This window comes from Natronococcus sp. JC468, assembly GCF_012163165.1.
In the GTDB taxonomy this organism is placed as follows: Archaea; Halobacteriota; Halobacteria; order Halobacteriales; family Natrialbaceae; genus Natronococcus; species Natronococcus jeotgali.
Genome location: NZ_JAAVUO010000002.1, coordinates 123,472 through 150,001, shown reverse-complemented (window position 1 = coordinate 150,001; position 26,530 = coordinate 123,472). Strand labels below are relative to the sequence as shown.

At 68.1% G+C, this 26,530-nt stretch carries 24 protein-coding genes; 7 read left to right on the top strand and 17 right to left on the bottom strand.

Annotated elements, in window-relative coordinates:
* Positions 1 to 64 precede the first annotated feature (64 nt).
* On the bottom strand, positions 65 to 994 hold the full coding sequence (locus GWG54_RS02185) for a hypothetical protein (protein ID WP_167936216.1): 930 nt from the start codon (positions 992 to 994) through the stop codon (positions 65 to 67).
* Positions 995 to 1,077: 83 nt separating this feature from the next.
* Between GWG54_RS02185 and GWG54_RS02180 the strand changes: the two genes are divergently transcribed.
* Entirely contained in the window at positions 1,078 to 1,725 is a 648-nt protein-coding gene (locus GWG54_RS02180; RefSeq protein WP_167936215.1) for a helix-turn-helix domain-containing protein, read from the top strand.
* Between the two features lie 54 nt (positions 1,726 to 1,779).
* On the opposite strand, the gene GWG54_RS02175 is transcribed toward GWG54_RS02180, so the two are convergent.
* The 6 genes from GWG54_RS02175 to GWG54_RS02150 form a co-directional block, all read right to left on the bottom strand.
* The gene (locus tag GWG54_RS02175) at positions 1,780 to 2,364 is read right to left on the bottom strand and encodes a dolichol kinase (RefSeq protein WP_167936214.1); all 585 of its coding nucleotides are present in this window, start codon (positions 2,362 to 2,364) and stop codon (positions 1,780 to 1,782) included.
* A gap of 138 nt (positions 2,365 to 2,502) precedes the next feature.
* Positions 2,503 to 2,832, bottom strand: coding sequence for a HalOD1 output domain-containing protein (locus tag GWG54_RS02170; protein WP_167936213.1), 330 nt, complete (start codon positions 2,830 to 2,832; stop codon positions 2,503 to 2,505).
* 46 nt (positions 2,833 to 2,878) lie between these two features.
* On the bottom strand, positions 2,879 to 4,018 hold the full coding sequence (locus GWG54_RS02165) for a bacterio-opsin activator domain-containing protein (RefSeq protein ID WP_167936212.1): 1,140 nt from the start codon (positions 4,016 to 4,018) through the stop codon (positions 2,879 to 2,881).
* A gap of 7 nt (positions 4,019 to 4,025) precedes the next feature.
* Positions 4,026 to 5,009 (bottom strand): acetamidase/formamidase family protein, encoded by a 984-nt coding sequence (locus GWG54_RS02160; RefSeq protein ID WP_167936211.1) that lies wholly within the window; start codon positions 5,007 to 5,009, stop codon positions 4,026 to 4,028.
* A 67-nt stretch (positions 5,010 to 5,076) separates the two neighbouring features.
* Entirely contained in the window at positions 5,077 to 6,852 is a 1,776-nt protein-coding gene (glyS, locus tag GWG54_RS02155; RefSeq protein WP_167936210.1) for a glycine--tRNA ligase, read from the bottom strand.
* Positions 6,845 to 7,750, bottom strand: a complete 906-nt coding sequence (locus GWG54_RS02150; protein WP_167936209.1) for a CBS domain-containing protein — start codon at positions 7,748 to 7,750, stop codon at positions 6,845 to 6,847. Before GWG54_RS02150 ends, glyS begins: the two co-directional genes overlap by 8 nt.
* A gap of 547 nt (positions 7,751 to 8,297) precedes the next feature.
* On the opposite strand from GWG54_RS02150, the gene GWG54_RS02145 reads away from it, so the two are divergent.
* From GWG54_RS02145 to GWG54_RS02135, 3 genes are all read left to right on the top strand, one after another.
* Positions 8,298 to 8,456, top strand: a complete 159-nt coding sequence (locus GWG54_RS02145) for a hypothetical protein (RefSeq protein ID WP_008421105.1) — start codon at positions 8,298 to 8,300, stop codon at positions 8,454 to 8,456.
* A gap of 860 nt (positions 8,457 to 9,316) precedes the next feature.
* Positions 9,317 to 14,452, top strand: coding sequence for a DNA polymerase II large subunit (locus GWG54_RS02140; RefSeq protein WP_167936208.1), 5,136 nt, complete (start codon positions 9,317 to 9,319; stop codon positions 14,450 to 14,452).
* Positions 14,453 to 14,563: 111 nt separating this feature from the next.
* Positions 14,564 to 14,902 carry a hypothetical protein gene (locus tag GWG54_RS02135; protein WP_167936207.1) on the top strand — a complete coding sequence of 113 codons (339 nt, stop codon included), beginning with the start codon at positions 14,564 to 14,566 and terminating at the stop codon, positions 14,900 to 14,902.
* A gap of 76 nt (positions 14,903 to 14,978) precedes the next feature.
* On the opposite strand, the gene GWG54_RS02130 is transcribed toward GWG54_RS02135, so the two are convergent.
* The 3 genes from GWG54_RS02130 to GWG54_RS02120 form a co-directional block, all read right to left on the bottom strand.
* Complete coding sequence (locus GWG54_RS02130; protein WP_167936206.1) at positions 14,979 to 17,438, bottom strand: cation-translocating P-type ATPase; 2,460 nt, start codon at positions 17,436 to 17,438, stop codon at positions 14,979 to 14,981.
* Positions 17,439 to 17,502: 64 nt separating this feature from the next.
* The gene (locus tag GWG54_RS02125) at positions 17,503 to 18,252 is read right to left on the bottom strand and encodes a helix-turn-helix domain-containing protein (RefSeq protein ID WP_167936205.1); all 750 of its coding nucleotides are present in this window, start codon (positions 18,250 to 18,252) and stop codon (positions 17,503 to 17,505) included.
* Positions 18,253 to 18,315: 63 nt separating this feature from the next.
* Positions 18,316 to 18,600 (bottom strand): hypothetical protein, encoded by a 285-nt coding sequence (locus GWG54_RS02120; protein ID WP_167936204.1) that lies wholly within the window; start codon positions 18,598 to 18,600, stop codon positions 18,316 to 18,318.
* Positions 18,601 to 18,790: 190 nt separating this feature from the next.
* Here GWG54_RS02120 and GWG54_RS02115 point away from each other — a divergent pair, with 190 nt between their 5' ends.
* Both GWG54_RS02115 and GWG54_RS02110 read left to right on the top strand, forming a co-directional pair.
* On the top strand, positions 18,791 to 19,090 hold the full coding sequence (locus tag GWG54_RS02115; protein ID WP_167936203.1) for a hypothetical protein: 300 nt from the start codon (positions 18,791 to 18,793) through the stop codon (positions 19,088 to 19,090).
* 39 nt (positions 19,091 to 19,129) lie between these two features.
* The gene (locus GWG54_RS02110) at positions 19,130 to 20,029 is read left to right on the top strand and encodes a ketopantoate reductase family protein (protein ID WP_167936202.1); all 900 of its coding nucleotides are present in this window, start codon (positions 19,130 to 19,132) and stop codon (positions 20,027 to 20,029) included.
* Between the two features lie 51 nt (positions 20,030 to 20,080).
* Here the strand turns inward: GWG54_RS02110 and GWG54_RS02105 are convergent, their stop codons facing one another.
* Positions 20,081 to 20,437, bottom strand: a complete 357-nt coding sequence (locus GWG54_RS02105; RefSeq protein WP_008421065.1) for a NifU family protein — start codon at positions 20,435 to 20,437, stop codon at positions 20,081 to 20,083.
* A gap of 47 nt (positions 20,438 to 20,484) precedes the next feature.
* On the bottom strand, positions 20,485 to 20,802 hold the full coding sequence (locus GWG54_RS02100) for a DUF5783 family protein (protein WP_167936201.1): 318 nt from the start codon (positions 20,800 to 20,802) through the stop codon (positions 20,485 to 20,487).
* Between the two features lie 164 nt (positions 20,803 to 20,966).
* On the opposite strand from GWG54_RS02100, the gene GWG54_RS02095 reads away from it, so the two are divergent.
* On the top strand, positions 20,967 to 21,350 hold the full coding sequence (locus GWG54_RS02095) for a hypothetical protein (protein ID WP_167936200.1): 384 nt from the start codon (positions 20,967 to 20,969) through the stop codon (positions 21,348 to 21,350).
* A gap of 409 nt (positions 21,351 to 21,759) precedes the next feature.
* Here GWG54_RS02095 and GWG54_RS02090 read toward each other — a convergent pair whose 3' ends face one another.
* The 5 genes from GWG54_RS02090 to hemC all read right to left on the bottom strand — a co-directional run bounded on the left by GWG54_RS02090 (position 21,760) and on the right by hemC (position 26,496).
* Positions 21,760 to 23,289: a DHH family phosphoesterase gene (locus GWG54_RS02090; RefSeq protein WP_167936280.1), complete on the bottom strand. Its 1,530-nt coding sequence runs from the start codon at positions 23,287 to 23,289 to the stop codon at positions 21,760 to 21,762.
* A gap of 57 nt (positions 23,290 to 23,346) precedes the next feature.
* Positions 23,347 to 23,706 carry a hypothetical protein gene (locus GWG54_RS02085; protein ID WP_167936199.1) on the bottom strand — a complete coding sequence of 120 codons (360 nt, stop codon included), beginning with the start codon at positions 23,704 to 23,706 and terminating at the stop codon, positions 23,347 to 23,349.
* A 107-nt stretch (positions 23,707 to 23,813) separates the two neighbouring features.
* Positions 23,814 to 24,557, bottom strand: a complete 744-nt coding sequence (locus tag GWG54_RS02080) for a uroporphyrinogen-III synthase (protein WP_167936198.1) — start codon at positions 24,555 to 24,557, stop codon at positions 23,814 to 23,816.
* A gap of 4 nt (positions 24,558 to 24,561) precedes the next feature.
* Positions 24,562 to 25,368, bottom strand: a complete 807-nt coding sequence (gene cobA / locus GWG54_RS02075) for a uroporphyrinogen-III C-methyltransferase (protein ID WP_167936197.1) — start codon at positions 25,366 to 25,368, stop codon at positions 24,562 to 24,564.
* The gene (hemC, locus tag GWG54_RS02070) at positions 25,369 to 26,496 is read right to left on the bottom strand and encodes a hydroxymethylbilane synthase (RefSeq protein WP_167936196.1); all 1,128 of its coding nucleotides are present in this window, start codon (positions 26,494 to 26,496) and stop codon (positions 25,369 to 25,371) included.
* Positions 26,497 to 26,530: the final 34 nt, after the last annotated feature.

Here is a 26,530-nt window from a genome sequence, read left to right as displayed (position 1 = left end):
ACGATACGAGCCCGCGCACCACGATTGGGTAGATCGGCACCCTCACGGTCGAACAGGAGCCCCCTCAACACTCCTCGGGCCGACGCGGCCGATCCGGATCGACCGCGTGCGCGAGGGTCTCGAGCCCGGTCCCCAGCGGGTACTCGAGGATTCCCGCCGGCTCCTCGAGCACGCGCCCGAGAACGACCTCGGAAGCCCGCGCAACCGGATTCCGGGTGTCGTAGTAGGCGTCGTACACCCCCGCCATCGCCTCGGTCTCCATGTATCCACAGAGGGCGTACCCCCCGGGTCGGCGCTCGAGGACGATCGACTCGGTGTACATCTCCTCTGCCTCGAGCATCGCACCGCTCCAGCGCTCGATCGGGCCGAGTTCGATCTCGCCCGCCGCGACGCGCCGCGAGAGGCCGACGAAGCGGTCCGCGAGTCGCTCGGCCAGCCCCGGTTTCAGGTGCAACTGGACGAGGTCGACGTCGACGCCGTCCTTGAGTTCGGCACCGCCGACGACGAGGGGACCGTCGTCTGCCCCAGTCGCGGTTCGCGGCCGATCGGGGTTGACCGCGTGGACCAGTAGCTCCCGATCGACGCGGGCTTCCGTGGCGGCGAGCGCGTCGTGCTCGAGGGGAAACGCCGTCTCGACCCGCGATTCCGCATCCTCCCCGTCGGCCGTCGCGGAACGGGGCACCTCGACGTACCAGAGCAGCTCCGGCTCGCTACCGGTGTCGAGAAACAGCGACGCCGTGGTCGCGCCCTCGAGCCCGAGCAGCGGTCGGGGATCGTCGGGGTCGGCATAGCGCTCCGCAACGGCTTCGCGAACCGACTCGAGGCGATCCCCGTCGACGCGCCGGCGGACGAGAAACGCGCTCGCGTGGCGCTCGGTGATGTACCTCGAGTCGCTCGCTGCCGATCCGCGACGCCTGCGGTACTGTGCGTAGCCCAGACCGGCGACGACGGTTCCCAGAACGAGACTCCGGCGTCCCCACGATTCGAATGCCATATCGGATCGTCGGCGCGAGCGACGTTCGCAGTGTTCCCGAAACCTATCGGCCATTCAAGTAGGTTCCAGCGGTACGATCGACCGTGAAGTCCGTCGGCATCGAGCTGCGCTACGAACGAGACGCGCTCTCCCCGATCCACGAGGGCATCTGTTCGTCGCCCGCCCTCGAGCGAGAGCTGATCCTCGGCGGGCAGGCCGTCGACGGCGTCGAGACGATCACCTCGTTCGTCGACGGCGATCCGACGGCCTACGAGCCGCTGGTCGCCGACGGCGAGGGGGTTCGGGAGTACGAGATCACGCCCGTCGAGAACGGCTTCTTTCTCTACCTGCGCCAGGAACTCGGCCCCGAGGGGGTTTCGCTGCTGGACGCGCTGGCTCAGGAAACGGTCGTGGTCGTTCCACCGATCGAGGTTCGTGCGGACCGGACGATGCGGCTGACGCTCGTGGGCCACCCCGACGACCTCGGGACGATCCTCGAGACGGTTCCCGAGGGCGTCTCGCTGGACGTGCTGTGGGCTCGCGACGAGCTGACGGTCTCCGGCGGCGTCGTTTCGGATCGTCAGCGCGAGGCGCTGCAGGCCGCTCGAGAGCTGGGCTACTACGAGGTCCCGCGCCGGAACGGGATCGAGGCCGTCGCGGCCGAACTCGAGTGCGCCGTCTCGACGGCCTCCGAGCTGCTGCGGCGGGGAGAGGCTCGAGTGATCGAACGCGTCCTCGACGGCGATCCCTGATCGACCCGGGGCGACGGCTCGCCCTCGCCGGACGAACGCCGGGGCCGGCCGGGATCACGCCGGCAGGAACTCGAGGGTCAGAAACGCCAGCACGCTGGCGTAGACGGGGATCGTCAGGTTGTCGTCGATGATGTAGGTGCGGATCTCGAGGGTGACGCCGTCGGCCAGCATCGCGCCCAGCGCAGCTGCCAGCGCCGCCGTCAGGGGGAGAAAGGGAACCGCGAGGACCGTCGAGACGAGAAACATCGTGACCAGCACCTTCGGGGGCTTGATCCGCTGGAGGCTGTCGTCCGAGACGGCGCCGCTGATCGGATCGCCCAGCGCGAGCATCAGCATCGACGGCAGGGCGATCTCCGGCGCGAAGACGAGGACGACCGCCGCCGTGCTGATCATGTAGAGAGCGTAGGCTGCGGGGTTGTCCTGCTCGTACTCCCGGGTGAGAGCGTCGTAGAGTCGCCAGTCGAGACCGACCCGGAGCCGGAGGAACTCGAGGACGAGCGCGCCGGACGCGAGGGCGACCATGAGGACCCGAAACCGGGTCCAGGTCAGCCCGAGGTCGAGAGCGTCGGCGAGCAGATAGAGCGCGACCAGGCCCGACCCGCTGGCGTGAACGAGCCGTCGCTTCAGTTCGTCGGCCATCACGGGAACCCTCGAAGGACCGCGCCTTCAGTCCGTCGGTTACGGCGTGGCTATCGAGCGTCCGCCTCCTCGGGCGGCGACCGTCGGACGCGACGCGTGACAGCCGGTCGGTGCCGATCCCGATCGGTCCCGGAGCGCTCAGGCTTCTTCGGGCGGCTCGACGACGACGGTGCCGTCGTTCGAGACCGTCACGCAACACCCCTCGTACGAAAAGCTCACCGCGATCGGTCGCGCCGACGGCGTCTCCACGAGCGCGGACAGCGCCTCGGGATCGACGACGTGGAACAGCGGCGTCATCGAACCGAACTCGCGACCCGTGACGGCCCCGACGGACTCGACGACCGCCAGCGTGACCGTCTCTGCCCCGCCGTCGAACCGGGCGTGGAACGTTTCCGTCTCCGGATCGTACCCTACCCTATCGTCGTCGACCGCCGGCACCGTCTCGGGATAAATCGTCTCGTCGCTCATTACGTTTCCATACGACCTCACGCCCGTAAGGTGAGACACTGACCAGTCAGCGTGCGTCCGCACCGGACTCCTCGAAGAGGTGACGGAACACCGTCCGCTGCGCCTTTCGGAGGTGCTGGTTGAACGTTTGGCGGGTGACGTCGAACCGATCCGCCAACTCCTTGCCGGTGCTGGTTCGCGGCGTCTCGAAGTAGCCGCCGAAGTACGCGGCGTCGAGCGCGGCGAGTTGCCGATCGGTGAGGGCGTCGGCGACCACGTCGTACAGGAGGTGTGGCGAGTAGACGAGCTCCTCGCTTACCAGTTCGGCTTCCGGGTGGAACTCCCTGATCCCGTCGGCCGCCAGGCGAGGGTCGACATCGCCGGGGAGCTCCCCGAGGAAACGGACTTCGTCGGGAGTCACGACGATCGCACAGGCACGCCCCCCGAGGGACGGAAACACGTGCGAGACCGTCGTCGGCTCCGCGTGCGCCTCGACGCGACTGCGGCCGTCGATCGAGCTGAGTAACCGCACGTCGAGGTAGTGCGGAACCTCCTCGACGGCGGTGACGAACTCGCTCGCGGTGAGATCCGACGTCCCCATGTACTGGACGGTCGTCCCGTCGGGCAGCGGTACGATCGAGTCGACGTCGATCCGCGTGTCGCCGCCATCGACGCGGAGGGACGGCGGAACCGCCGACCCGTCGGCCCGAAACTCGAGGCGTCGGACGTGGTCGCTGGTCAACTGCTTCTCGCGTCGTTTCAGCGCCGTCACGTCCTCGAACGCGACGATCACGTACTCGGTCGCCCCAGACTCGTCCGGAACGGGGGCGGTGTTGCTCGAGAGCCACCGCTCGGAGCCGTCGGGGAGTTCGATCCAGTGTTCGAAGCCGAACACTGGGTCGCCGCTCTCGAGCACGCGCGCGACCGGGTTCTCGTCCGCGGGAACCGGACGCCCGTCGTCGTAGTAGATGTTCCAGTCGGGCGAATCGTACGTTCGGGCGGCGATCTCCGCCCGCGAGAGATCGAGCGTTTCCGCCGCGCGCTCGTTCGCGAAGACCATCTCGCCCGCCGCGTCGAGTACGATCGTACCGACGGGACTCGCCTCGAACACCCGCCGCGCGAGGTTCCCGGGGGGCGTCGCGCGTTCGTTCGCCTCGGAGTCGCCCGCCTCGCCGTCGGATCGGTCCGCTTCCGGTCGATCGATCACCGTTCCGTCACCCCCGCGTCGGCCGTCGAAGCGCCTCCGGGAAGATCCCCTCCGGCAGGTACGCCGAAACGACCCAGTTCGGGGCGTTGACCGCCTCGCTCACCTTCAGGTCGACGGCCGCCGAACACAGCATGTAGGCCTCCGCCCGGTCGAGCCCGCGCTCGGTCGCCAGGTGGTCGATCTGCTGGCGGACCGCCGCCCTGGCCGCCTCCATCAGGTCCTCGCCGACGCCGGTCGTCCCGTACGCCGGCTCGTCCCGCCCGCTCGGGGTGAACGGCCCCGTCGTCTCGAAGCGGGGCTGCTCGATCGTCGGCTCCGAGCGCACGTCGAACCGGCAGGTGACGGTCATCGGCGCCTCGATCCCGGTTCCACAGACCTCGCCGTCCCCCTGTGCGGCGTGACAGTCGCCGACGCTGAACAGGGCGTCCTCGACCGCGACGGGGAGGTACAGCGTCGAGCCCGCAGTGAGGTGTTTGACGTCGAGGTTTCCGCCGACCGACCGCGGCGGGAACGTGCTGTGGGCGCCGTCCTCGGCGGGCGCGACCCCGATCACGCCGGGGAACGGATCGATCGGGACCTCGATACCGTCGACGAATCGGGCGACGCCGTCCTCGAGCTCCCAGACGTGCGACGCCGGCTCGGGGAACTCCGCGGCCAGGAGCCCCAGCTCCATCTCCCCGGGGAGGACCAGCGTCTGCCCCCACCCCTCGTGTTCGAACTCGAGCAGCTCCACCGCGAGCACGTCGCCCGGCTCGGCCCCCTCGACCGCGACCGGGCCCGTCAGCGGGTGGATCGGGTCGACGTTCAGGGCCGCGACGTCCGCGGCCGTCGAGCCTGGACCGAGCTGTCCGTTCGTCGAGTCTCGACACTCGAACCGAACGACGTCGCCCGGTTCGACGGTCACAACCGGCTCGAGCCCGTTGTCCCAGACGCTGTGAACGGCGTCGTCGGCCCCGATCCGGTAGTCTACGTCGCTGATCTCTTCGGACATTCGATGGCCGTAGGAGCGACGGAAGGATAAAGGATACGACGGCTATCTGATAGCGTTTCCGTCGAGGCTACAGGTCCTCGAACGCGATCTCGCCAGCGCGGATCGCCGCCAGCGTCTCGGCCAGCTCGTCGACCGCGAGTCGCTTCTGGTCGGTCGTATCGCGTTCACGGACCGTGACGGTCGTCTCGTCGGCTTCGAGAGTCTCGTAGTCGACGGTCACGCAAAACGGCGTGCCGACCTCGTCCTGGCGGCGGTAGCGCCGCCCGATGTTGCCCGAGTCGTCGTAGGTGACCGAGAGCCCCGCCTCCCGCAGCTCGGCGACGACGTCGTCGGCGACGGCCTCGAGGTCGTCGTCGTTCTGGAGCGGGAAGACGCCGACGAACGTGGGAGCGACCTCGGGATCGAGCGCGAGGTAGGTTCGCTCCTCGCCGTCGACCTCGTCCTCGCTGTAGGCGTGGTGAAGCACGGTGTAGACGACCCGATCGACGCCGAAGGAGGGCTCGATGACGTGCGGGGTGATGTGCTCGCCGGCGATCGTCTCCTCGTCGACCGAGAAGCCGGTCTTCTCGACGGGGATCTCGTCGGTCTCGCCCTCGAGTTCGACTTCGACGGTCTCGCCATCGAAGGCGGTCCGATCCCGCTCGGCCAGCGCCTCGAGTTCCTTGACGACGGCCTGGGCGTCGCCGCCGAACTCCGGCCCCAGATAGCTCATGTCGGGGTCGACGGTCGCCCGTTCGACGGTTTCTGGCTCGTCGTACTGCTTGAAGATCGTAAATCGGTCCTCGGAGTGCTCGGCGTGTTTCGAGAGGTCGTAGTCGGTCCGGTTCGCGAAGCCGGCCATCTCGATCCAGTTGCCGTCGATCTCGCTCTCGGCGTCCCAGCAATCGGCGGCGTAGTGGGCCCGCTCGCCCGAGAGGTGCTGGCGGAACCGGAACCGGTCCATGTCGACGCCGACGGCCTCGTACCACGGCTTGGCGATCCCGAGGAAGTACGCGACCCACTCGTCGGCGATGACGCCGTCCTCGACGGCCGTGCCGATCGTCGTCTCGAGTACCTCGCCGTCCTCGTCGTTTTGTTCGCCGACGGGGTAGAGGCGCACCTCGACGTCGGCGACGCGCTCTACGGGCGGTTCGTCCTCCTCGGGGTCGACGAAGTACTCGAGTTCGGCCTGCGTGAACTCGCGGGTGCGGATGATCGAGCGCCGCGGGCTGATCTCGTTGCGGTAGGCCCGCCCGATCTGGGCGACGCCGAAGGGAAGCTGGTTGCGCGCGTACTCCTTCAGCCGGGGGAACTCGACGAAGATGCCCTGGGCGGTCTCGGGGCGCAGGTAGCCCGGATCGGAGTCGCCGGGGCCGATGTTCGTCGCGAACATGAGGTTGAAGGTCTCGACCGCCTGCCCCGCCAGCCCTGCCCCGCAGGAGGGACAGACGAGTTCGTACTCGGCGATGACCTCCTCGACCTCCGGGATCAGGAGACTCTCGGCGTCCTCGTAGCTCGTGTTGTCCTCGACGACGTGGTCCGCGCGGTGGCTCTCGCCGCATTCGGGACACTCGACGAGCATGTCGTCGAACCCCTCGAGGTGGCCCGAGGCCTCGAAGACGGGTTCGGGCATGATCGTCGGGGCGTCGATCTCCATGTTGCCCTCCGCGACGGCGAAGCGGTCGCGCCAGGCGTCCTCGACGTTGCCCTTCAGCGCGGCGCCCTGGGGACCGAACGTGTAGAAGCCGCCGACGCCGCCGTAGGCGCCCGAGGACTGGAAGAAGTAGCCTCGGCGCTTGGCGAGTTCGACCAGCTTCTCGCCGGTGGGCTCGGCCGTCGCGTCGGACCGTTCGGACTCACTCATCGAGCGCCTCCAGGAGATCGACGTCGCGGACGACGCCGACGAGCCGTTCACCCGTAACCATCGGGAGCTGTTCGACGTCGTTGTTGATCATCTGCTGGGCGGCCTCCTGCACCGAGGTCTGGCCCGAGACCGTCACGACGTCCTCGCTCATGAACTCCCGGACGGGACCGTTCGGGATCTCGATGTCCCGCGTCGGGAGGTAGCGGCTCCCGACGCCCTTGATCCCCTCCCAGGACCACTCCGAGTCCTGATCGGGGAAGTTGTCCCCGGTCTCCTCCTCGCCCTCGACGATACGAGCGACGTCGATGATGTCGACCTCGGTCAGCACGCCGCTCATCCGCCCCTCGTCGTCTAACGCGACGGTGTAGGGGACGTTCGCGTAGTACAGCTCGCGCTCGGCGACGGGCAGCGGGGCGCCCTCGTAGGTCGTGTTGATGTCCCCGCTCGAGTGGCTTTCGACGGCGTCGTCGGTTTCCTGATCGCCCGAGGCGATCGCGTGAACGACGTCGGTCACCGTGACGATCCCCTCGAACGTTCCGTCTTCGGGCGGCTCATCGCCACCCGAACGGTCAGCGGAACTCTGTTCCGCGCTATTAACGACCGGGATCCGGCGCTCGCCCTCCTCGACCATCAGCCGGGCGACCTCCTCGAGGGAGGCGCCGGCGGTCGTCGTCGGAACGTCGTCCATCAGCATGACGAGCTGGTCCTCGTCGGGCTGTTCGATCAGGACGTCCCGCGAGACCAGCCCGCGGTACGCCACGCCGTCGTCCTCCGTCGCGACGACCGGAACTGACGAGAACGACTGTTCCTGCAGGTACTCGAGGACGTCCTCTCGAGTGCCGGGCAACTCCACGGTCACTACGTCTTCCCGCGGCGTCATCGCGTCGGCTACGTTCATGTACACCCGGTACGGTGAAAATGAGTATAAACCCAGTGTTTCAACTGCGTGGTCGCGCGGAGTCCCCTTCCTCAAGGAGCGACCGGAGGGAGCGAGTAGGGAGGGGAGAAGCATGTGGGAAAGGTTGACAACCACCCGCGACGAACGTCCGACTGTCCATGACGGGCCACAGACAGTCCGCGAGGGCTGGCGTACCAACGAGGCCACGGTGCGTTTCTCGGCATGGATGGGTCGCAGTCAACCGACCCCGAAGTCGGGCCCGTCGAAGCGAGCGTGACGCCATGTGCCTCTCCGCTCCCCGGTGTCTACCAGGGATAGAGCGGAGGACACCGACAATTAAATTGCCTCTGGCGTCTGGCCCTGCGCCACAAGCCGACTTCGAGCAGGTGAGTCCCACCCGCCGAGTTGGCGTGCAAGCCCCGTCCTCAAACCCCGTAGGCAGTTAGGGCGGGGTAGTTGACCTGCGAACGGACGACCCCGCCGTCCGGGAGCGCGAACGCGTCGATCCGACGCGTTTATATGTGTGAGGGATTCACATTCACGTACGATGCCATCTGATGTCACGGTCGGGGCCGACGGGACGGTCGTCGGATCGATCGATCCGACCGAGTCGGCCGATCGGTATATCATCGCCGATATCTCTGTCGACGGGGCGTGGCTCTCGATGCGGGCCGACGAGGCGCCGACGCTCCCGTCGATGCGGTAGCGACTCCGCCCCGCGCTCGCTGGACGACTGTCTCCCCTTTCTGTCGAGACCGACCGTCGAGTGGACGACCGCGACGATCCCGCCGAGTCCGAGAACTCGTCACCCGTTCCGATCGAACTCCCCGCCCTCGAGCGGCGGCGCTGGGGGAGAACCGTCGACGGACACCTCGAGACGAGCGACGGTAACCGCTACGCTCGCGAGTCTCCTCTCCTTCGGCGACGAGCGAAAGCGCTGGGACGAGATTCGCACCTTCGTCGCCGCCCGCGAGAACGCGTTCGCGCCGAGCGACACCACCACGACCCGATAGCAACCGAACGCCGTGCGTCGAGCGCCGACCTCTCCTTAGAGTCCGCCGACCGGCAATCGCGCTTCCGGCCGTCCGTCGTCGCTGGTCTGGACTCCCGAAAACTCCGGGGAGTTATCGATCGCTCGCCGCGCCTTCGCGCCGAAAACGGCGGTCGTCGTCAGGATGGACATAATCTTACTCATTCACGAGTTAATAATGGAGCCGGCCGCTTAAGACTTTATACCACCAACGATAGTGTTGGATACTACTTCTCACGGGGCCGTCACACACCCTCTCGATGCGTTCGATCTTCTGCCTCAAGTCCGGGCGACTGCGATCGAGGAAACGGTCCTCGAGGGCGAGGCGGTCGTCGTCTCCCGCACGCTCCGCGTTCCGACGTTTTCGCTACCGCTCGGGACGACGCCGCGCCCGCGACGGCGAATGGTGAGCTTTTTCCACTGGCCGGCACAGTAGTCTCGTATGAACGATCGAGCCGCCGGAACCGCGGACGGGCCCGTTGGCAGCTCCGAGCGCGAGGACGACGAGACGACCGCGTTCGAGCGCCGGCACTGAGATGCGCGCGGAAGACGAACGCTACTTCGAGCGGCTCGAGTTCCAGTTAGACGAGGCGTTCGACGTCGCAGAGCGGGCCAAAGAGCGCGGCGGGGACCCCGAGCCCGAGGTCGAGATCCCGGTCGCGAAGGACATGGCCGACCGCGTCGAGAACATCCTCGGGATCGACGGCGTCGCCGAGCGAGTACGGGAACTCGAGGGCGAGATGAGCCGTGAAGAGGCCGCGCTCGTGCTCGCAGAGGACTTCGCCGAGGGACGGGTCGGCGACTACGAGACGAAAGCGGGCAAGGTCGAGGGCGCGGTCCGGACCGCGGTCGCGTTGCTCACCGAGGGGGTCGTCGCCGCGCCGATCGAGGGGATCGACAAGGTCGAGATCCTCACCAACGACGACGGCACCGAGTTCGTCAACGTCTACTACGCGGGCCCGATCCGCTCGGCGGGCGGGACCGCCCAAGCGCTTTCCGTCCTCGTGGCCGACTACACGCGGGCGCTCGTCGGCATCGAGCAGTACGCGGCCCGCGACGAGGAAGTCGAGCGCTACGCCGAGGAGATCGGCCTCTACGACAAGGAGACCGGCCTCCAGTACACGCCGAAGGACGACGAGACGAAGTTCATCGCCGAGCACATGCCGATCATGCTCGACGGCGAGGCCACCAGCGACGAGGAGGTCTCGGGCTTTCGCGACCTCGAGCGGGTCGACACCAACGGCGCCCGCGGGGGGATGTGCCTGGTTCTGGCGGAGGGGATCGCGCTCAAGGCGCCGAAGATCCAGCGGTACACCCGCAATCTCGAGGAGGTCGACTGGCCGTGGCTCCAGGACCTGATCGACGGCAACTACGGCGCGGACGATGGCGACGAGGACGAGGCCGACGACGCCGAGGAACCCGCGGACGACGGCGACGAGGACGAGCCCGCTCCCGACGAGAGCGACGACTCCGCCGGCCCGCCCCGCGTCGGGGAGTCGAAGAAGTTCCTCCGGGACCTGATCGCCGGACGTCCCGTCTTCTCTCACCCCTGCGCCGAGGGCGGGTTTCGGCTGCGCTACGGCCGGGCGCGCAACCACGGCTTCGCGACCGCCGGCGTCCACCCCGCCGCGATGCACCTGGTCGACGACTTCCTCGCGACGGGCACCCAGATCAAGACCGAACGCCCCGGCAAAGCGGCGGGGGTCGTCCCCGTCGACTCCATCGAGGGGCCGACCGTCAAACTCGCCAACGGCGACGTCCGCCGGATCGACGATCCGGAGGAGGCCAAAGCGATCAGAAACGGCGTCGAGAAGATCCTCGATCTGGGCGAGTACCTCGTCAACTACGGCGAGTTCGTCGAGAACAACCACCCGCTCGCGCCCGCCTCCTACGCGCCCGAGTGGTGGCTCCAGGACCTTGAGGCCGCGGGCGCCGACGTCCGGGCGCTCCGTGACAACCCCCGGATCGATCTCACCGATCCCGACGCCGACCGCGCCCTCGAGTGGGCTCGCGAGTACGACGCGCCGCTTCACCCCGCCTACACCTACCTCTGGCACGATCTCTCCGTCGAGGACTTCTGTACGCTCGCCGCGGCCGTCGCCGACGCCCGCCTCGACAACGCCGGGGAGACGCTCGTCCTCGAGCGCACCGACGCCGTCCGCAAGGCCCTCGAGACGGTCGTGATCGAACACCGACAGTACGAGGACCACCTCGAGGTCGACGACTGGCAACCGTTCGCCCGCTCGGTCGGCTGCGAAATCCGGCGAACCTCGGCCGACGGCGCCTCCGAACGGGCGGCCGACGCCGACCCGGCCCTCGAGGAACCGACCGTCGAACTCGAGCGCACCTGGTCCGAGGACGACCTCTCCGAGCGCGCGCGAACGTGGGGCCACGAGCGAGAGGGCGACAACGCGATCGAGGCGGTCAACGAGGTCGCCCCGTTTCGGGTCCGCGAGCGCGCTCCGACGCGGATCGGCAACCGGATGGGTCGGCCCGAGAAATCGGAGCGGCGGGACCTGAGCCCGCCGGTCCACACGCTGTTTCCGATCGGCGAGGCCGGCGGTCCCCAGCGCAACGTCGCCGACGCGGCCAGCCACGCCGAGACCATGTCGGATACGCCCGGCGTCGTCGAGCTCGAGATCGGTCGCCAGCGCTGTGAGAACTGCGGGACCGAGACCTTCGAGAACCGCTGTCCGGACTGCGACGAGCGCACGATCCCCGACTACCGCTGTCCGGACTGCGACAGCCGGGTCGACCCCAACGAGGCGGGCCGCGTCGAGTGCGACCGCTGCGAGGTCGAGGCGACCTGCGTCGAGCGCCGCGAGGTCGATCTGAACGCGGAGTACCGCGACGCCCTCGAGTCCGTCGGCGAGCGCGAGAACGCCTTCGAGATCCTCAAGGGCGTGAAGGGGCTGACCTCGACGACGAAGGTTCCCGAGCCGATCGAGAAGGGCGTGTTGCGGGCCAAACACGACGTCTCGACGTTCAAGGACGGCACCGTCCGCTACGACATGACCGACCTGCCCGTCACCTCCGTGCGGGCCAGCGAACTCGACGTCGACGTCGGCCAGCTCCGGGCGCTTGGCTACGAGACGGACGTCCACGACGACCCGCTCGTCCACGACGACCAGCTGGTCGAGCTGAAGGTCCAAGATATCGTCCTCTCGGACGGCGCCGCCGAGCACATGCTCAAGACCGCCGACTTCATCGACGACCTCCTCGAGTCCTACTACGGGCTCGAGCCGTTCTACGAGCTCGAGGATCGCCAGGACCTCGTCGGCGAGCTGGTGTTCGGGATGGCACCCCACACGAGCGCCGCAACTGTCGGGCGGGTGATCGGTTTTACGAGCGCGGCGGTCGGATACGCGCATCCGTACTTTCACGCCGCCAAGCGCCGCAACTGCTTCCACCCCGAGACGAAGGTCTGGTATCGCGACGAAACCGACGACTGGCGCCACGAACCGATCGAGACGCTCGTCGAAGAGCGATTGGACGATCCCGAGACGGACGACTTCGGGACCCTCGTCCAGAAACTGGACGGCGACGTAACGGTTCCGTCGCTCGACGAATCCGGCGAACTCACGCGGCAACCCGTCGACGCCGTCTCGAAACACCCTGCGCCGGACCACCTCGTCCGACTCGAGACGCGAAGCGGCCGCGAGATCACCCTCACTCCGGATCACGAGGTCCACGTCTACGAGGACGGTGAACTCCGGACGAAACGAGCCGGCGCGCTCACGACTGACGATTCTGCCGTCGTTCCCGAGCACGTCGATATCGACGACGGCGACGGTTCGCCTCGCGCGTTCGACCTCCTCGAGGAGTTCCTCGAGGTCGATGAGATCGATCCGTCTCGGCTGATGATCAAGGGACTCGACAAGGATCATCTGTACGACCTCTTCGAGCAGCGGCTCCGTGGGGAGTGGGACGGACAGTTCTATCCGCTCGCGAGCACGGCCGACTACTTCGATCTGAGCGAGAAGACGTTCAGCAACTATCTGTACCGTGGGAGTTTCCCCGCGGACCTGCTTCTCGAGCTGTTCGATTCTACTCGGGAGTTCCTCGAGTTCGTCCCCGACGACGTTCGCCTCGGTATGCGACGGGACCGAACCGCGGTCGATCGATTCGTCGAGCTCAACGAGCGCGTCGGGACGCTACTCGGGTACTACGCGGCCGAAGGATTCGCGAGAACACAGGAGACGCCGAAGGGAACGATCCACCAGACGACGATCTGTGGGACCGAAGCCCAGGCGCGTGAGTTCTATGCCGACGCGCTTCGAGCGGAGTTCGGCGTGGAACCGTACTTCGAAAACGAGGCCAAGGTAACCGTTTCGGGACGACTCCTCCGCGTCTTCTTCGATTCGGTGCTCGAGGCGGGAGTCTTCGCGGAAACGAAACGCGTCCCACAGCCGATCTTCGACGCGTCGGACGACGTCGTCGCCGCCTACCTCCGGGGCTACTTCAGCGGCGACGGCGTCGTCGACGCGAACGCGCTTTTGGTTTCGGCGACGACGGTCAGCCGCGAACTCAAAGAGGACCTGCTCGCGTTACTGAACCGGCTCGGTATCTGCGGCCGGGTTACCATCTCCGAACCGGTGTCGCTTCACGAGAAGTTCCCCGACTTCTACGAGGTCGACGATCCGTCGATGACCGCTCCCTCGTACGTTCTCGACATCTCGTCCGAGGACGCGGGTCGTTTCGCCGAGGTCGTCGGGTTTCACCTCTCTCGAAAGGACGACCGGCTGCAGTCACACGTCGACGCCATCACTCCGCGCGGACGACGGGTTTTCGACGGCGGCTCGGGGTCGTACCTCGTCGAGTCGATTGCCGAAGTCGAGTACGTCGAGTCGGCCGTCGATTCGGTCTACTGTCTCACCGTTGCGGAGACGCACTCGCTCGTCGCGAACAACACCTCCCAAAAGCAATGCGACGGGGACGAGGACTGCGTGATGCTCCTCATGGACGGGCTGTTGAACTTTAGTGAAAGCTTCTTGCCAAATCAGCGCGGGGGCAAGATGGACGCACCCCTGGTCATGTCCTCGAGGATCGACCCCTCCGAAATCGACGACGAGGCCCACAACATGGACATCGTCTCGCGGTACCCCCGCGAGTTCTACGAGGCGACCTTAGAGCAGGCCGATCCCGAGGAAGTCGACATTCGGATCGGCGAGGATACGCTGGGAACCGACGGCGAGTACACCGGGTTCGAACACACCCACGACGTCACCGACATCGCGATGGGGCCGGATCTGTCGGCGTACAAGACGCTGGGGTCGATGATGGAGAAGATGGACGCCCAGCTCGAGCTCTCGCGGAAGCTCCGGGCGGTCGACGAGACCGACGTCGCCGAGCGGGTCATCGAGTACCACTTCCTGCCGGACCTGATCGGGAACCTGCGGGCCTTCTCCCGCCAGGAGACCCGCTGTCTCGACTGCGGCGAGAAGTTCCGGCGGATGCCCCTGACCGAGAACTGCCGGGAGTGTGGCGGCCGGGTGAACCTCACCGTCCACCAGGGCTCGGTCAACAAGTACATGCAGACCGCGATCCAGGTCGCCGACGAGTACGACTGCCGGGACTACACGAAACAGCGCCTCGAGGTGCTCGAGCGCTCGCTCGAGAGCATCTTCGAGAACGACAAGAACAAGCAGTCCGGCATCGAGGACTTCATGTAACGGTGCGGCGGCACCCTCGTCGGCGCTCGGCTCTCGCGGCGCGGAACTCCGGACGACCGCTTGCACAATGCACGCTGTAGCTTTATCGCCGTCGCCGGTGTACGGCGGCCCATGGTAGAAACTGGCGAGACGCCGGCGAGCGAGGGCGACGAAGAGGCGATCGAGGACGTCCACGAGGTCAATCTCGGCCAGCCAGTCTACGACGAGGACGGGAACGAACTCGGTCGCGTCCGGGGCTTCGAACAGAGCGGATTCTTCGTGACGACCCGTGAGGGCGCCGAGGCGATGAGCGTCGAGCACGCCCGTTCGGGGCAGGCCTTCGGTGAGGCCGAACTGATGTGGCGGTGTATGGACTGCGGCGAGATGGGCGAGATCGACGACGGCCTCCCCGACGAGTGTCCGAACTGCGGAACCGGCAGGGAGGACCTGATGTACTGGACCGAGGACTGACCGCCCCCTCGAGGTTCTCCGGCGAGCGAGACTGCGCCGTCGGTACGATCGGCTCGCTGCGAGTTGGGGATACCGGTCACTCGAGCCGATCGGGTTCGATTCGCGACAGTCGCATCGCGTTCCCGGTGACGCCGAGACTCATCCCCATGTCGCCGACGACGACCGCGACCGCGACGCTCACCAGTCCCAGCGGCACGCCGAGCGCGAGCAGGAACTTCACGCCGAGGCTCGTCCAGACGTTCTGTCGGATCACGCCGTTTGCAGTGTGCGACAGTTCGTACAGGTACGGGAGTTTCCCGACGTCGTCGCCCATCAACGCGATGTCCGCGGTCTCGAGTGCAGTGTCGGTACCGGCCGCGCCCATCGCGATGCCGACCTCCGCGGTGGCGAGTGCGGGCGCGTCGTTGATTCCGTCGCCGACCATCGCAACCTCGCCGTACTCCGCCTGCAACTCCTCGACCGCATCGACCTTCTCGTCCGGCAGGAGTTCGGCGCGGTACTCGTCGGCGCCGACTTCCTCGGCGATGGCGCGGGCGGTGCCCTCGTTGTCGCCAGTCAGCATCACGACGCGCTCGACACCGAGCGCCTGCAGGCGCTGGACGGCCCGCTTCGAGGCGGGACGCACCTCGTCGGCGATGGCGATGGCACCCAGCAGCTCCGATTCCGTCCCGACGACGACGACCGTCTTGCCCTCCCGCTCCAGTGCGGCGAGTGCGTCCTCGGCGAACGCTCCGTCGTCGGACCCGGCCGTCTCTTCCGCCACGACGCCACCGTCAGACCGATGGTCTGACGAGCCCCCGGTCGCTCCGCTCCCGGGGACACCGTCCGTCTCGCGGCGCGCCCGCGAGAGGTCGAAGCCCAGTTCCTCGAAGAGCGCGGGCTTTCCCGCGTAGTACGTCTCGCTACCGTCGGACTCGTCCGACGAGCCTCTGGCTTCGCCGGAGACGTCGATCTCTCCGCGGATTCCCTTGCCCGTCAGGCTCTCGAAGCCCGTCGGGTCGGGCAGATCGCCAACGCCCGCCTCGTCGGCGCGGGCGAGAATCGCCGCGGCGATGGGGTGCTCGCTGCGCCGTTCCAGTCCGGCGGCGTGGCGGAGCAGCGTCACCTCGTCGGTGTCGCCGGCAGGGACGACGTCGGTGACGGCGAGTTCGCCCTTCGTGAGCGTTCCGGTCTTGTCGATGGCGACGGCGTCGACCTCGCCCATCGCCTCGAGGTAGTTGCCGCCCTTGATCAGGACGCCGTTTTTCGCGGCGCTGGTGATGCCCGACACCACGGACACCGGAGTCGAGATGACGAACGCGCAGGGGCAGGCGATCACCAGCAGCGTGAGCCCGCGGATGAACCACGTCTGCCAGTCGCCGGCGAAGGTGAACCCGTACCCGGCCACATCGACCGATACGGGGTCGGCGATGACCAGCGGCGGGATAGCGGCGGTCAGGATCGCCAGCACGACCACGACCGGCGTGTAGTAGCCCGAGAACCGGTCGACGAACTGCTCGGTCTCGGTCTGTTTCGCCTGTGCGCCCTGTACCATCTCGATGATGCGCGAGAGCGTCGAGTCGCCCGCCGTCGACGTGACTTCCACCTCGAGGTAGCCCTCCTCGTTGATCGCGCCGGCGTACACCTCGTCGCCGGCGGTCTTGTCGACGGGGACGCTCTCGCCGGTGATCGGCGACTGGTCGACCGCGCTCTCGCCCTCGACGACTGTCCCGTCGAGCGGGATCTTGTCGCCGGGTCGGACGACCACGGTCTCACCCACCTCCACCTCGTCGGCGGGCACCGTCACTTCCTCGCCGCCACGCACGACGGTGGCTTCGTCGGGCGACAGCTCCATCAGCTCGCGCAGGGAGTTCCGCGCCCTGTCCATCGCGTACTCCTCGAGCAGTTCGGCGATGCTGAAAAGCACCGCGAGGGTGGCGGCCTCGACGAAGTAGCCGATGCCGGTCGCGGCGATGATCGCCGTCCCCATCAGCAGGTCGATGTCGAGACTCCGGTTCTTCGCGGAGTAGTACCCGCTGCGGACGACGGGGATGCCGCTGACGGCGACGGCGCCGAGGAACAGCACGTCCGCGACGTGAAGCGGATAGTCGAGGACGCTCGCCACCGCGACGTTCTGGGCGGTGAGGAGAAACTCGACGAACAGGCCGAGAGTGACGAACGCCGCGCCGATCCACGTCTTCTTCGCTCGAGAACTCGCCCAGACCTCCGACGGCGGCGCAACGTCGACGCCGTCGGGCGCCCCGTCCCGGCCATCGTCGCTGTCGGCGTCCGTGCCCCCGACGACCTCGTAGCCGGCGCCCTCGATCGCCTCGACCACGTCGGGTTCGCTAGTGCGGGTCGGGTCGTAGGTGACGGTGGCCGTGCCGGTGGTCGGCTGGAGCGTGGCGTCGACGACGCCGTCGACGCGCTGGAGGCTCTTGTCGACCTTCTGGGCGCAGGAGGGACAGTCCATCTCGGGGACGGCGAGGCGGGCGGTCAGCTCCTGTCGCTGACCGCCCCCGTTCGCCCGCCCGGCCGCGCTTGATCCGTCGGTCATTACCTCGAGGGAGGGGCGTCAGTTCGATAAGCCTTAGTTGGAATATTCCAACCACTCCGCCCCGCTAGAGCGGTGTCGATGTCCCGCCTGCCAGTTGCTCGCCCGCGACGTACCGCTTGGCCAGGCGTTCCTCGGCCCGCCGGAGCCGATACGTGAGCGTCGACCGCGGCACGTCGAGGTGGTCGGCGAGATCGCCGACGTCGACCTCGCGCGGCGACTCGTAGTACCCGTGTTCGACGGCGGCCCGGAGGGCAGCCTCCTGCTCGGGGGACAGCCTGCTCGGGTCGGCCGCCGCCTCTCCGGTCGGCGCCGACGTATCCGCCGTCCGGAGCATCTCCGTTCGGGCGCAGTCGCCGACCGCCGCCTCGAGGTCGTCGAAGAACGCGGCCACGTCGCCCTCGCCGGAGTGGATGATACGCCACGTGTAGTGGCGTCCCTCGTGGCGCGTCTCGAACAACACACCGTCGCCGAGGTGGTCGCGGGCGATGTGGGGGACGGACGCGCAGTCGGGGGTGCGCTCCCAGTCGGAGTAGAGGACGAGCGTGTCGTCGGTGTGGTCGAGAACGCGGGTGTCCTGTGTGGCCCCGCAGTCCCCGGCGGCAAGACAGTCAGCATAGTAGTCGGCGGTGAGGAAGGCGTCCTCGATGTCGTCGAGGGCCGCCGGCCCGCCGGTGACGTGGTCGACCCGCCAGAGGCGCTCGGCGGTGGCGTGCAGTGACAGCGAACGGATCCGGGCGTCGGGGTGATCGGCGAGGGCGTCCGCCACCCTGTTGCACCCGGGCTCGTACTCGAGGGCGAAGACGAGTTCGCGCATGCCCACGCGTAGGAGTCGGCTGGACATAACACGCGGGCCCGGTGCTGCCCGCGTCGATGCAGGTCAGATCACGTCGTCGGGGTCGTGTGCGTTCCGCATTCGCCGCGCTTCGGCCGCGTACTGTTCCTGTAGATCCGCGTCGTCGACCGAGCCGAGATTGTCGGGGTCAGCGTCGACGGCGGCGGTCGTGTCGCGAACGTCGGTAAAGGAAGTGAGCGCCCGCTCCTTCCGGAAGTATCGTTGCCCGTCGGGGGTAGCGTAGGTGAGGATGATGAGGTTCTGTTCGTCGTCGGAATACGTCCGCTCGACCAGCCAGACGCGAACCCCGTCGTCGGAATCGTCACGCATATCCACACGTTTGCAACCCACCCGCAAGTGCGTGGTGGAGGAAACCCACGATCGCCTCGGTGCTGCTTCTATATTGCAGATAGTGGTTTACGAAGGGGCGCCGACGATCGGCCGACCCGGAGACTTCCGGTCGAACGAGGCGTTCGGGGCCGTCCACCCTTTATACTCTTGGAAAACGTTATACAGGACCATGTCAGAGAACGACGAAACGCCCCGGCTCGGGTTCGGAACGAGGATCTACACCGAAGCGGGAACGCCGGTGGGTCGGATCCGCGGCTTCGACGAGGAGGGGTTCTACGTGACGATGCGCGAGGGACTCGAGGGGATGAGCGTCGAACACGTCCGCTCGGGGCAGGCCTTCGGCGAAGCCGAACTGATGTGGCGGTGCTGGGAGTGTGGCGAGATGGGGCGGCTCGACTCGGACCTGCCCCGGAGCTGTCCGTCCTGCGGCGCCGACCGGGAGGAACTGTACTACTGGACCGAGGACTAACGACAACCGTTTTCACCGCTCCGCCACCACCGTCGGCCGATGGAGATCGTCATCTTCGGCGCCGGCAGCCTCGGGAGCCTCGTCGGCGCCGTCCTCGCGCGCGAACACGACGTGACCCTCGTCGGTCGTGAAGACCACGTCGACGCCGTCCGCGAGCGCGGGCTCGTCCTCGAGGGCGAACTCGGAGCCGACGTCGCGCCGCGGGCGACGACCGACGGAGCGGGGATCGCGGCCGATCTCGCGATCGTGACGGTCAAGTCCTACGACACGCCCCGAGCGGCCGACACCCTCGCGACGGGCGCGTTCGAGGCCGTTCTCTCCCTGCAGAACGGGATGGGAAACGAGGGGGTACTCGCGGACGCGCTCGAGTGTCCCGTCCTCGCCGGAACCGCCTCCTACGGGGCGGTCCTGCGGGATCCGGGCGTCGTCGAGTGTACGGGACACGGCGAGGTCGTCCTCGGCGACCGCCGCGGACGCCACTCCGCGATCGCCGACCGGGTCGGCGCGGCCTTCCAATCGGCGGGCCTCGAGACGACCGTTTCGGACGGGATGCCCCGCCACCTGTGGGAGAAGCTCGCGGTCAACGCCGGGATCAACGCCGTGACCGCGCTGACCGCGACCGACAACGGCGCGGTCCTCGAAGCCCCCGCGAACGACCTCGCCCGGAGCGCGACTCGCGAGACCGCCCGCGTCGCCCGCGCCGAGGGGGTCGTCCTCTCGAACCGCGAGGCGCTGGCCGCCCTCGAGGCGGTCGCGACGGAGACGGCCGCGAACACCTCCTCGATGCGCCAGGACGTCCGCGCCGAACGGCGGACCGAGATCGACGCGATCAACGGGTACGTCCTCGAGCGCGCGACCGCACGCGGGCTCGAGACGCCGACGAACCGCGTCCTCGCGGCGCTCGTTCGGACGTGGGAGCGGGGACGCGGTCTTCGGTAGGCGGCGCTTTCGGGTCGAAAAACACGAGAGCGAACCGAGAACGGCGACGTTCTAGAACGGGGCTTCCGGACCCTCGTCGGGCTCGCCGTCGTCGACGGTTTCGCCGGGGAACGAGGGGCTCATACCGCCGCCCATCTCGTCGCCGCCATCCATTCCGGTGTGGGCGTTGACCTGCTCGATCTCGGGGATCTCCTTGACCATCCGGCTCTTGATCGCCTGGATCGTCATCGGCGAGATGCCGCAGCCGCTGCAGGCGCCGCCGAGGGCGATCGAGACCTCGCCGGTTTCGCGGTCGAGATCCTGAATCGCCGCCGATCCGCCGTGCATCTGGATCTGCGGGAAGTTCCGTCGCAGAAAGTTCGCGACGCGGTCCTCGAGGTCGTCTCCGTCCTGAGTTTCGGTGCTCATGTCTCGCCGTTGGGGGCGAACCTCCCTAAACCTTCCGTCGCTTCCCCTTAGTCGAAATCGAAGACCCGCTCGAGTTCGCGTTCGATCTCCTCGACGTGGACCTCGAGGACCTCCTCGAAGCGCTCCTCCTCGACGAGGACGCCGGTTACCCGCTCGTAGGGGTCGTCGGGAAGCTCGACGCGAAACTCGCCGTTTCCCTCGTAGAAGGGCTCGCTCTCGTTCAAGACCTGCTGGTCGATCGCGTGGACGAGCTCGGAGTCGTAGCGGTCGTTCATCCGATTAAACGCGTTCTTGTAGGCCTGCTGGAGTTCGGGGAAGTAGTTGGCGTACTTGTCCTCGAACTTCTCGGGATCGAACTCTGCCATACCGTGTACGAACGCGAGCGGGGACAAAAGTCGGACGATCGGTTGCTGTGTCATCAGGTAACGCGGACGCTAGTAACTTCGCTGATACGGTACGGGGTTACTACATACCGAGTATGCGCACGCAAGCGGCACCACCATCCCTCTCACCCGGATAGCGGGCTACGATGTCATCCGATCAACACCCCGTCCCACTCGAGGCGCTTCCGCCGGGATGGGGGCCGGTCGAGTGCTGTCGCGACCGCCTCGCGTACCGTCGCGCTCGACCGCCGATCGAACTCGTTGCGGACCGCACGCCCGCCGACTGCTCCCATCCCGGCCTCGGGCTGGGGTTCTGCTGGGAACTCCAGTACCAGTGTCTGTTCGAGGACCGCGAGATCACCGAGCGCATCGGGCGCGTTTCGACCCGCCACGCCGCGGTCGAGGGGCTGCTCGAGTGTATGTCCCGACTCCACGGCCGTCTCGAAAACCGGGCCGATCCGGCCGAGATCCGAGCGGCGCTGGCCGACGTCTCGCTGGCCGGTGCGGTCCCCGACGGATCCGCTCGGTAACGGTCCCGTTCGACCCGGTAACGACACCGTACTTCGACCGCTCGAGCCGCGGCTCTCGACCGCTGCGGACGCCGCGCTCGCGGACCGTTTTCTGATAAACTACATAGAGCGATATAGAACACCGAACCGAGGCGACGCCGACGAGACGGACCCCGCTGTCGGAGGACGCGAACGGTCCCGTCTGTAGCGTGTTCGTAACCGTCAGCCCGTACGGAACGGACGGAGGAACGATCCTCGAGAAGACAGCATAAGTGCGGTACCAGCGTCTATTACGGGTGCGGTATCGGGACCGAACTCCCGGCGAGAGGGGAAACTGACTGCCACTGCACGCCCGATTGCCGGACTGCACTGCGATCGGTGTGTGAATCGGTTCAGTTCCTCTCGGAGCGCGTCGCCGGTGCCGACGACGTCAGGACAGTTGCTCGCCGACGAGATCGTCGGCGCGCTCGACGAACTCCGCCTCGCGACCCGCGGGGACCGTCGCGCCGGCAGCGACGTCGTGACCGCCGCCGTCGCCGCCGACGGCGCGGGAGGCCTCGCCCATCACGACCGAGAGGTCGAGTCCCTCGCGAACGAGACCGTGCGTGCCGCGGGCGGAGACCTTGACCTCCTCGGCGACGTCGGCTCCGCCGCCTTCCTCGCCAGCGGCGTCGCCGCTCGAGTTTGCTGCGTCACGCTCCGCGCTCTTCTCGGCAAACGCGATAATCGGTTTCGAGCGACTGACGCCCGCGTTGCCCATCGCCATCCCGGCGACGATGCCGACGATCGTCTCGCGGATGCGGTCGCCGGCGTGGAACCACTGGACGTGCTCCTCGTGGGTGACCCCCTCCTCGGTGACGAGGTCGATCCCCTCCGAGAGGTTCCGACGGTGGTTCCGTAGCAGGGTCCGGGCGCGATCGAGGGCCTCGTCCCGGTCGCCCAGACAGACGCTCAATCCGACGTCGGCCCGCTCGTATCTGGCGGTCGCGTTCAGCAGCGTCGAGAACTCGCTGGCGTCCCGCAGTTCGGTTCCGACGGGCTCCTCGCTGAGGACGTAGCTGGTGCCGACGAGGCGATCGATCTTGGGCGCGGGGACGCCCCGCGAGACGGCCCGCTTGACGAGGGCGCTCGCGACGGTCCGTTTCTCCTCGGCGGTAAGCTCGGCCCAGCAGCGCCACTCTCCGTCGGCCTTCAACTCGAGGTCCAGGTCGTCCAGAAACCGTAACGCGCCGCCTTGATCGCCCGAGATCCCCGGGATGCGAACGTCGGTGGCGTACTCGAGGAACTTCGGCAGCGGGCGGGTCTGCTTGCCGTAGAGCGCGAGGTCGGTCCCGGTCTCGAGGACGCCGGCCTCGACGCCCTCGGCGACGATCCCCTCGTTGGCGCCGTGAAGCTCGCCGCCGGAGGCCTGCATGTCGCCGACGGCACCGACGACCGCCAGCGCGGCGAGATCGCGGTTGTCGGCGCGGGCCGTCGCGGTGCCGCCGTCGGCCGCGACCCCGTCGGTCGGTGCGTCGGTAACGTCCGCAAGCGCCCGCGCGAGGACGTAGCTCGCGCCCGCGCCGGACAGTTCGGAGGCTCCGTCGATCCCGAACAACAGCGGGTTGAGGTGGTACTCGGTGTCGCGGTCGGCGGGCTGGTGGTGGTCAGCGACGACGGGCGTGAACGCGCCCGCGTCCTCGTGGTCGCCGATGGTCTCGAGCTGTCCGCTTCCGAAGTCGGTAAAGAGGACGGTGTCGTACTCGGTCGCGGCGATGTCGGCGATCGCCGCCTCGTCGAGCTGTTTCTCGAAGACGGCCTCGAATGGGATCGCCGCGCGCTCGAGGGCGGTCGCGGCGATCGCGGCGCTGGTCAGTCCGTCGGCGTCGATGTGGGAGGCGAGCAGGACGCGATCGCGGTCGCGGAGGTGCTCCGCGCAGGCGGTCGCTCGCTCGGCGAGTTCGGGAACCGGCCCGGTCATCGGTGCATCGGTCAATGGTGAGTCGGCTTCGGGGATAAACCTCCGGTCCTCGTGTCCTCAGACGCCCAGCGGGGAGTGTCCCGAGAGCAACAGGACGACGTTGTTGGTCGCGAACACGAGGTAGGCGAGCACCACCGCGCCGACGAACCGCCGATCGATCGGATCCGAGAGGAGGTGTCCGATCGCGACCACGGCCCCGGCATAACAGATCGCGGCGAGAGGAACGCCCGGGAGCCCGAACAGCTCGTAGAACCGCACGGTGACAGGGTTGAGTTCGGTCGCGTACGGCACGACGAAAAACAGGGTCGCGGCGACCATGTCGATACCCCAGAGGACGAAAAACGCGACCCGGGTTCCGACCGAGCCCGGCGGATCGAGATCGATGCCGTCGATCCCGGGGGTTCGTACGTTCGTCATCTCGCCGTCGGTAGGGGCTCGAGGGAAGTAGGGAGCGTCCTTGCCAGTTCCGGTTTGCGACGGCGTTGCACCCCATTAGAGGGCGAGACTGTCTCGGCCGCGGTGGTTCAATCGCGGGAGATCGGCGCAGCCGCCTCGACGGTCTCGTGGGCCAGCGCGTCGAAGGTCGCCTCGCTCGCGACCAGATCGACGTCGATCCCCCGCTCGAGGGCGGTCTCGCGGGTCGGCTCGCCGATGACGCCGACGGTGGCCGCTTCCAGTCCCGCGATCGCCTCCTCGTACAGGCCGCGGTCGGCGGCGGCCTCGAGGAAGTGCTCGACGGTCAGCGAGGACGTAAAGCAGGCGGCGTCGAGCTCGCCCGCGGCGGCGCGCTCGGTCGATTCGCCGCTCCCCGCAGGACGGACGAGTCGGTAGAGGACCGTCTCGTGGACGTACGCCCCGGCGGCCTCGAACCCCGAGAGCAGGACGGGGCTGCCGTGGTCGCTGCGGGCGACCTCGACGCGGGCGCCGTCGAGCTCGTCGGCGAGGGCGTCGACCAGCCCGCTCGAGGTGTACTCCTCGGGGACGACGTCGACCGCGTAGCCGGCTCGGCGGACGGCGTCGGCGGTCTTCGGGCCGATCGCGCAGACGGTGGCCGAACCGGGCTCCCAGCCGGAGTCGGCGACCAGCTCCGCGCCCGTCTTGCTCGTCAGGACGGCGTAGTCGGCGTCCTCGCGGGGCGTCGCGTCCGTGGCCTCGACCGACAGCATCGGGTCGGGAACCGGGGTCGCACCCAGCGACTCGAGCAGTTCGACGGCGTCGGCGAGGCGCTCGTCGTCGGGCCGAAACACGGCGACAGAGAGGTCTCGCACGCGATCACACCTCCGTGTCCGGCTCGACGGGCTCGCCGTCGGGTTCGTTCGCGAGGTACTCGAGGACCCGATCCCTGGTCGCCGCGACCTCGCCGACGACGGTCACCGCGGGCGATTCGATGCCGACCTCGTCGCGGGCCGCGACGATCGTCTCGAGGGTGCCAGTTGCGACCCGTTGTTCCGGCCAGGTCGCGCGCTCGACGAGCGCGACCGGCGTCTCGGGGTCGGCGCCAGCCTCGAGGAGCGCGTCGGTGTAGTCCGGCAGTCGACTGACTCCCATCAGGACGACGATGGTGCCGCCGAGGGCGGCCAGGGCCTCCCAGTCGACTGCCGACTCCTCCTTGTCGGGGTCCTCGTGACCCGTGACCAGCGAGACCGACGAGGCGTGGTCGCGGTGGGTGATCGGGATTCCGGCGACCGCGGGCGCGGCGGTGGCCGAGGTGACTCCGGGGACGACCTCGAAGGGAACGTCGCGGGCCGCGAGGTACTCCGCTTCCTCGCCCCCGCGGCCGAAGACGAACGAGTCCCCGCCCTTCAGCCGGACGATCGAGTTCCCCTCGCGGGCGAGTTCGACGAGTCGCTCGTTGATCTCGGACTGGGGCGTTCGATCCCCGCCCGCCCGCTTGCCGACGTCCTCGCAGCGATCGGCCGGAAGCTGATCGATGATCGCCGGGCCCGGAAGCCTGTCGTGGAGGACGACGTCGGCGCGCTCGAGCAGGCGTTTGGCCTTGACGGTCAACAGCTCGGGATCGCCGGGCCCGCTGCCGACGAGGTAGACGGTTCCCGGTTTCGGGTCGCCGGGCTCGCTCATCTACTTGCCCTCCGGTCGTTCCTCCCGCTCGGGTTCGGCGTCGTCCTCGCGGGCGGCCTCGATCAGCGCCGCGGCGCCCCGGTCGGCGAGATCGGCGGCGAACGCGCGGGCGGCCTCGACGTGACGGTCGACCGGAAGGTCCCGGCTGGCGGTCACGGACTCCTCGCCGTCGCGGTCGAAGACAGTGACCGACGCGTGGACGTACTCGCCCTGGAGGACGGCGTAGACGCCGATCGGGGCGATACAGCCTCCACCCAGTTCGGCGAGGACAGTGCGCTCGACGGCCGTCTCGACGCGACTGCGCGGGTGATCGATCAGCGACTGGATCTCGCGGGCGGTCTCGCCGTCGACCGCGGTGACCGCCAGCGCGCCCTGTCCGGGCGCGGGGACGAACGTCGTCGGCGAGAGCTGTCGGTAGTCGACGTAGTGGTCGAGCCCGCTGCGCTCGAGGCCGGCCTCGGCGAGTACGATCGCGTCGTACTCGGTCTCGACTTCTCGCCCCAGCGCCCCTTTCTCGATCTCTGAGAGCGCGTCGAACCACTCGTCGACGCTGCGGTCGTACTCCGGCTCGAAGTCGTCGTCGCCAGTATTGGCCTTCCGTTCCTTATCGGCCTCGCTGCGCTCCTGGTGTTCCTCCTGGAGCCCGGGCGCGAGCAGCTTCTCGAGGCGTGTGTCGACGTTCCCCCGCAGCGGCTCGACTTCGAGGTCGGGCCGTTCCGACAGCAGCTGTGCGCGCCGGCGCAGGCTCGAGGTGCCGACGGTCGCGCCGTCGGGCAGCTCCCCCAGCGTCGCCCCGTCGGGCGTGACGAGGGCGTCTCCCGGTCGTCCCCGTTCGGGAACCGCCGCGGTCACCAGCTCGTCGGGCTGGTCGGTCGGCATGTCCTTCATCGAGTGGATCGCCCCGTCGACCTCGCCCTCGAGGACCCGTTCGTCGAGCTCGCGGACGAACGCCCCCGTCTTCCCCAACTGGTGGATCAGTTCGTCTCGGATCTGGTCGCCTTTCGTCTCGACGGTGACCAGTTCGACCTCGTACCGTCGGTCCTCGAGGGCCTCCTGTACGAGGGCGGCCTGCCGCCGGGCCAGGTCCGACCCCCGCGTCGCCAGTCGCAACGTCCCGCGCGTTCTCATGGGCGGTACTCGTCGCCTGAGGTATGAAAAGCGC

Excerpts from the sequence above, each read along its gene's own strand:
- GWG54_RS02185 (WP_167936216.1), bottom strand. The coding sequence starts at position 994 with ATGGCATTCGAATCGTGGGGACGCCGGAGTCTCGTTCTGGGAACCGTC.
- GWG54_RS02175 (WP_167936214.1), bottom strand. The coding sequence starts at position 2,364 with ATGGCCGACGAACTGAAGCGACGGCTCGTTCACGCCAGCGGGTCGGGC.
- GWG54_RS02170 (WP_167936213.1), bottom strand. The coding sequence starts at position 2,832 with ATGAGCGACGAGACGATTTATCCCGAGACGGTGCCGGCGGTCGACGAC.
- GWG54_RS02160 (WP_167936211.1), bottom strand. The coding sequence starts at position 5,009 with ATGTCCGAAGAGATCAGCGACGTAGACTACCGGATCGGGGCCGACGAC.
- glyS (WP_167936210.1), bottom strand. The coding sequence starts at position 6,852 with ATGAGTGAGTCCGAACGGTCCGACGCGACGGCCGAGCCCACCGGCGAG.
- GWG54_RS02150 (WP_167936209.1), bottom strand. The coding sequence starts at position 7,750 with ATGAACGTAGCCGACGCGATGACGCCGCGGGAAGACGTAGTGACCGTG.
- GWG54_RS02145 (WP_008421105.1), top strand. The coding sequence starts at position 8,298 with ATGCCATCTGATGTCACGGTCGGGGCCGACGGGACGGTCGTCGGATCG.
- GWG54_RS02140 (WP_167936208.1), top strand. The coding sequence starts at position 9,317 with ATGCGCGCGGAAGACGAACGCTACTTCGAGCGGCTCGAGTTCCAGTTA.
- GWG54_RS02135 (WP_167936207.1), top strand. The coding sequence starts at position 14,564 with ATGGTAGAAACTGGCGAGACGCCGGCGAGCGAGGGCGACGAAGAGGCG.
- GWG54_RS02130 (WP_167936206.1), bottom strand. The coding sequence starts at position 17,438 with ATGACCGACGGATCAAGCGCGGCCGGGCGGGCGAACGGGGGCGGTCAG.
- GWG54_RS02125 (WP_167936205.1), bottom strand. The coding sequence starts at position 18,252 with ATGCGCGAACTCGTCTTCGCCCTCGAGTACGAGCCCGGGTGCAACAGG.
- GWG54_RS02120 (WP_167936204.1), bottom strand. The coding sequence starts at position 18,600 with ATGCGTGACGATTCCGACGACGGGGTTCGCGTCTGGCTGGTCGAGCGG.
- GWG54_RS02115 (WP_167936203.1), top strand. The coding sequence starts at position 18,791 with ATGTCAGAGAACGACGAAACGCCCCGGCTCGGGTTCGGAACGAGGATC.
- GWG54_RS02110 (WP_167936202.1), top strand. The coding sequence starts at position 19,130 with ATGGAGATCGTCATCTTCGGCGCCGGCAGCCTCGGGAGCCTCGTCGGC.
- GWG54_RS02105 (WP_008421065.1), bottom strand. The coding sequence starts at position 20,437 with ATGAGCACCGAAACTCAGGACGGAGACGACCTCGAGGACCGCGTCGCG.
- GWG54_RS02100 (WP_167936201.1), bottom strand. The coding sequence starts at position 20,802 with ATGGCAGAGTTCGATCCCGAGAAGTTCGAGGACAAGTACGCCAACTAC.
- GWG54_RS02095 (WP_167936200.1), top strand. The coding sequence starts at position 20,967 with ATGTCATCCGATCAACACCCCGTCCCACTCGAGGCGCTTCCGCCGGGA.
- GWG54_RS02090 (WP_167936280.1), bottom strand. The coding sequence starts at position 23,289 with ATGACCGGGCCGGTTCCCGAACTCGCCGAGCGAGCGACCGCCTGCGCG.
- GWG54_RS02085 (WP_167936199.1), bottom strand. The coding sequence starts at position 23,706 with ATGACGAACGTACGAACCCCCGGGATCGACGGCATCGATCTCGATCCG.
- cobA (WP_167936197.1), bottom strand. The coding sequence starts at position 25,368 with ATGAGCGAGCCCGGCGACCCGAAACCGGGAACCGTCTACCTCGTCGGC.
- hemC (WP_167936196.1), bottom strand. The coding sequence starts at position 26,496 with ATGAGAACGCGCGGGACGTTGCGACTGGCGACGCGGGGGTCGGACCTG.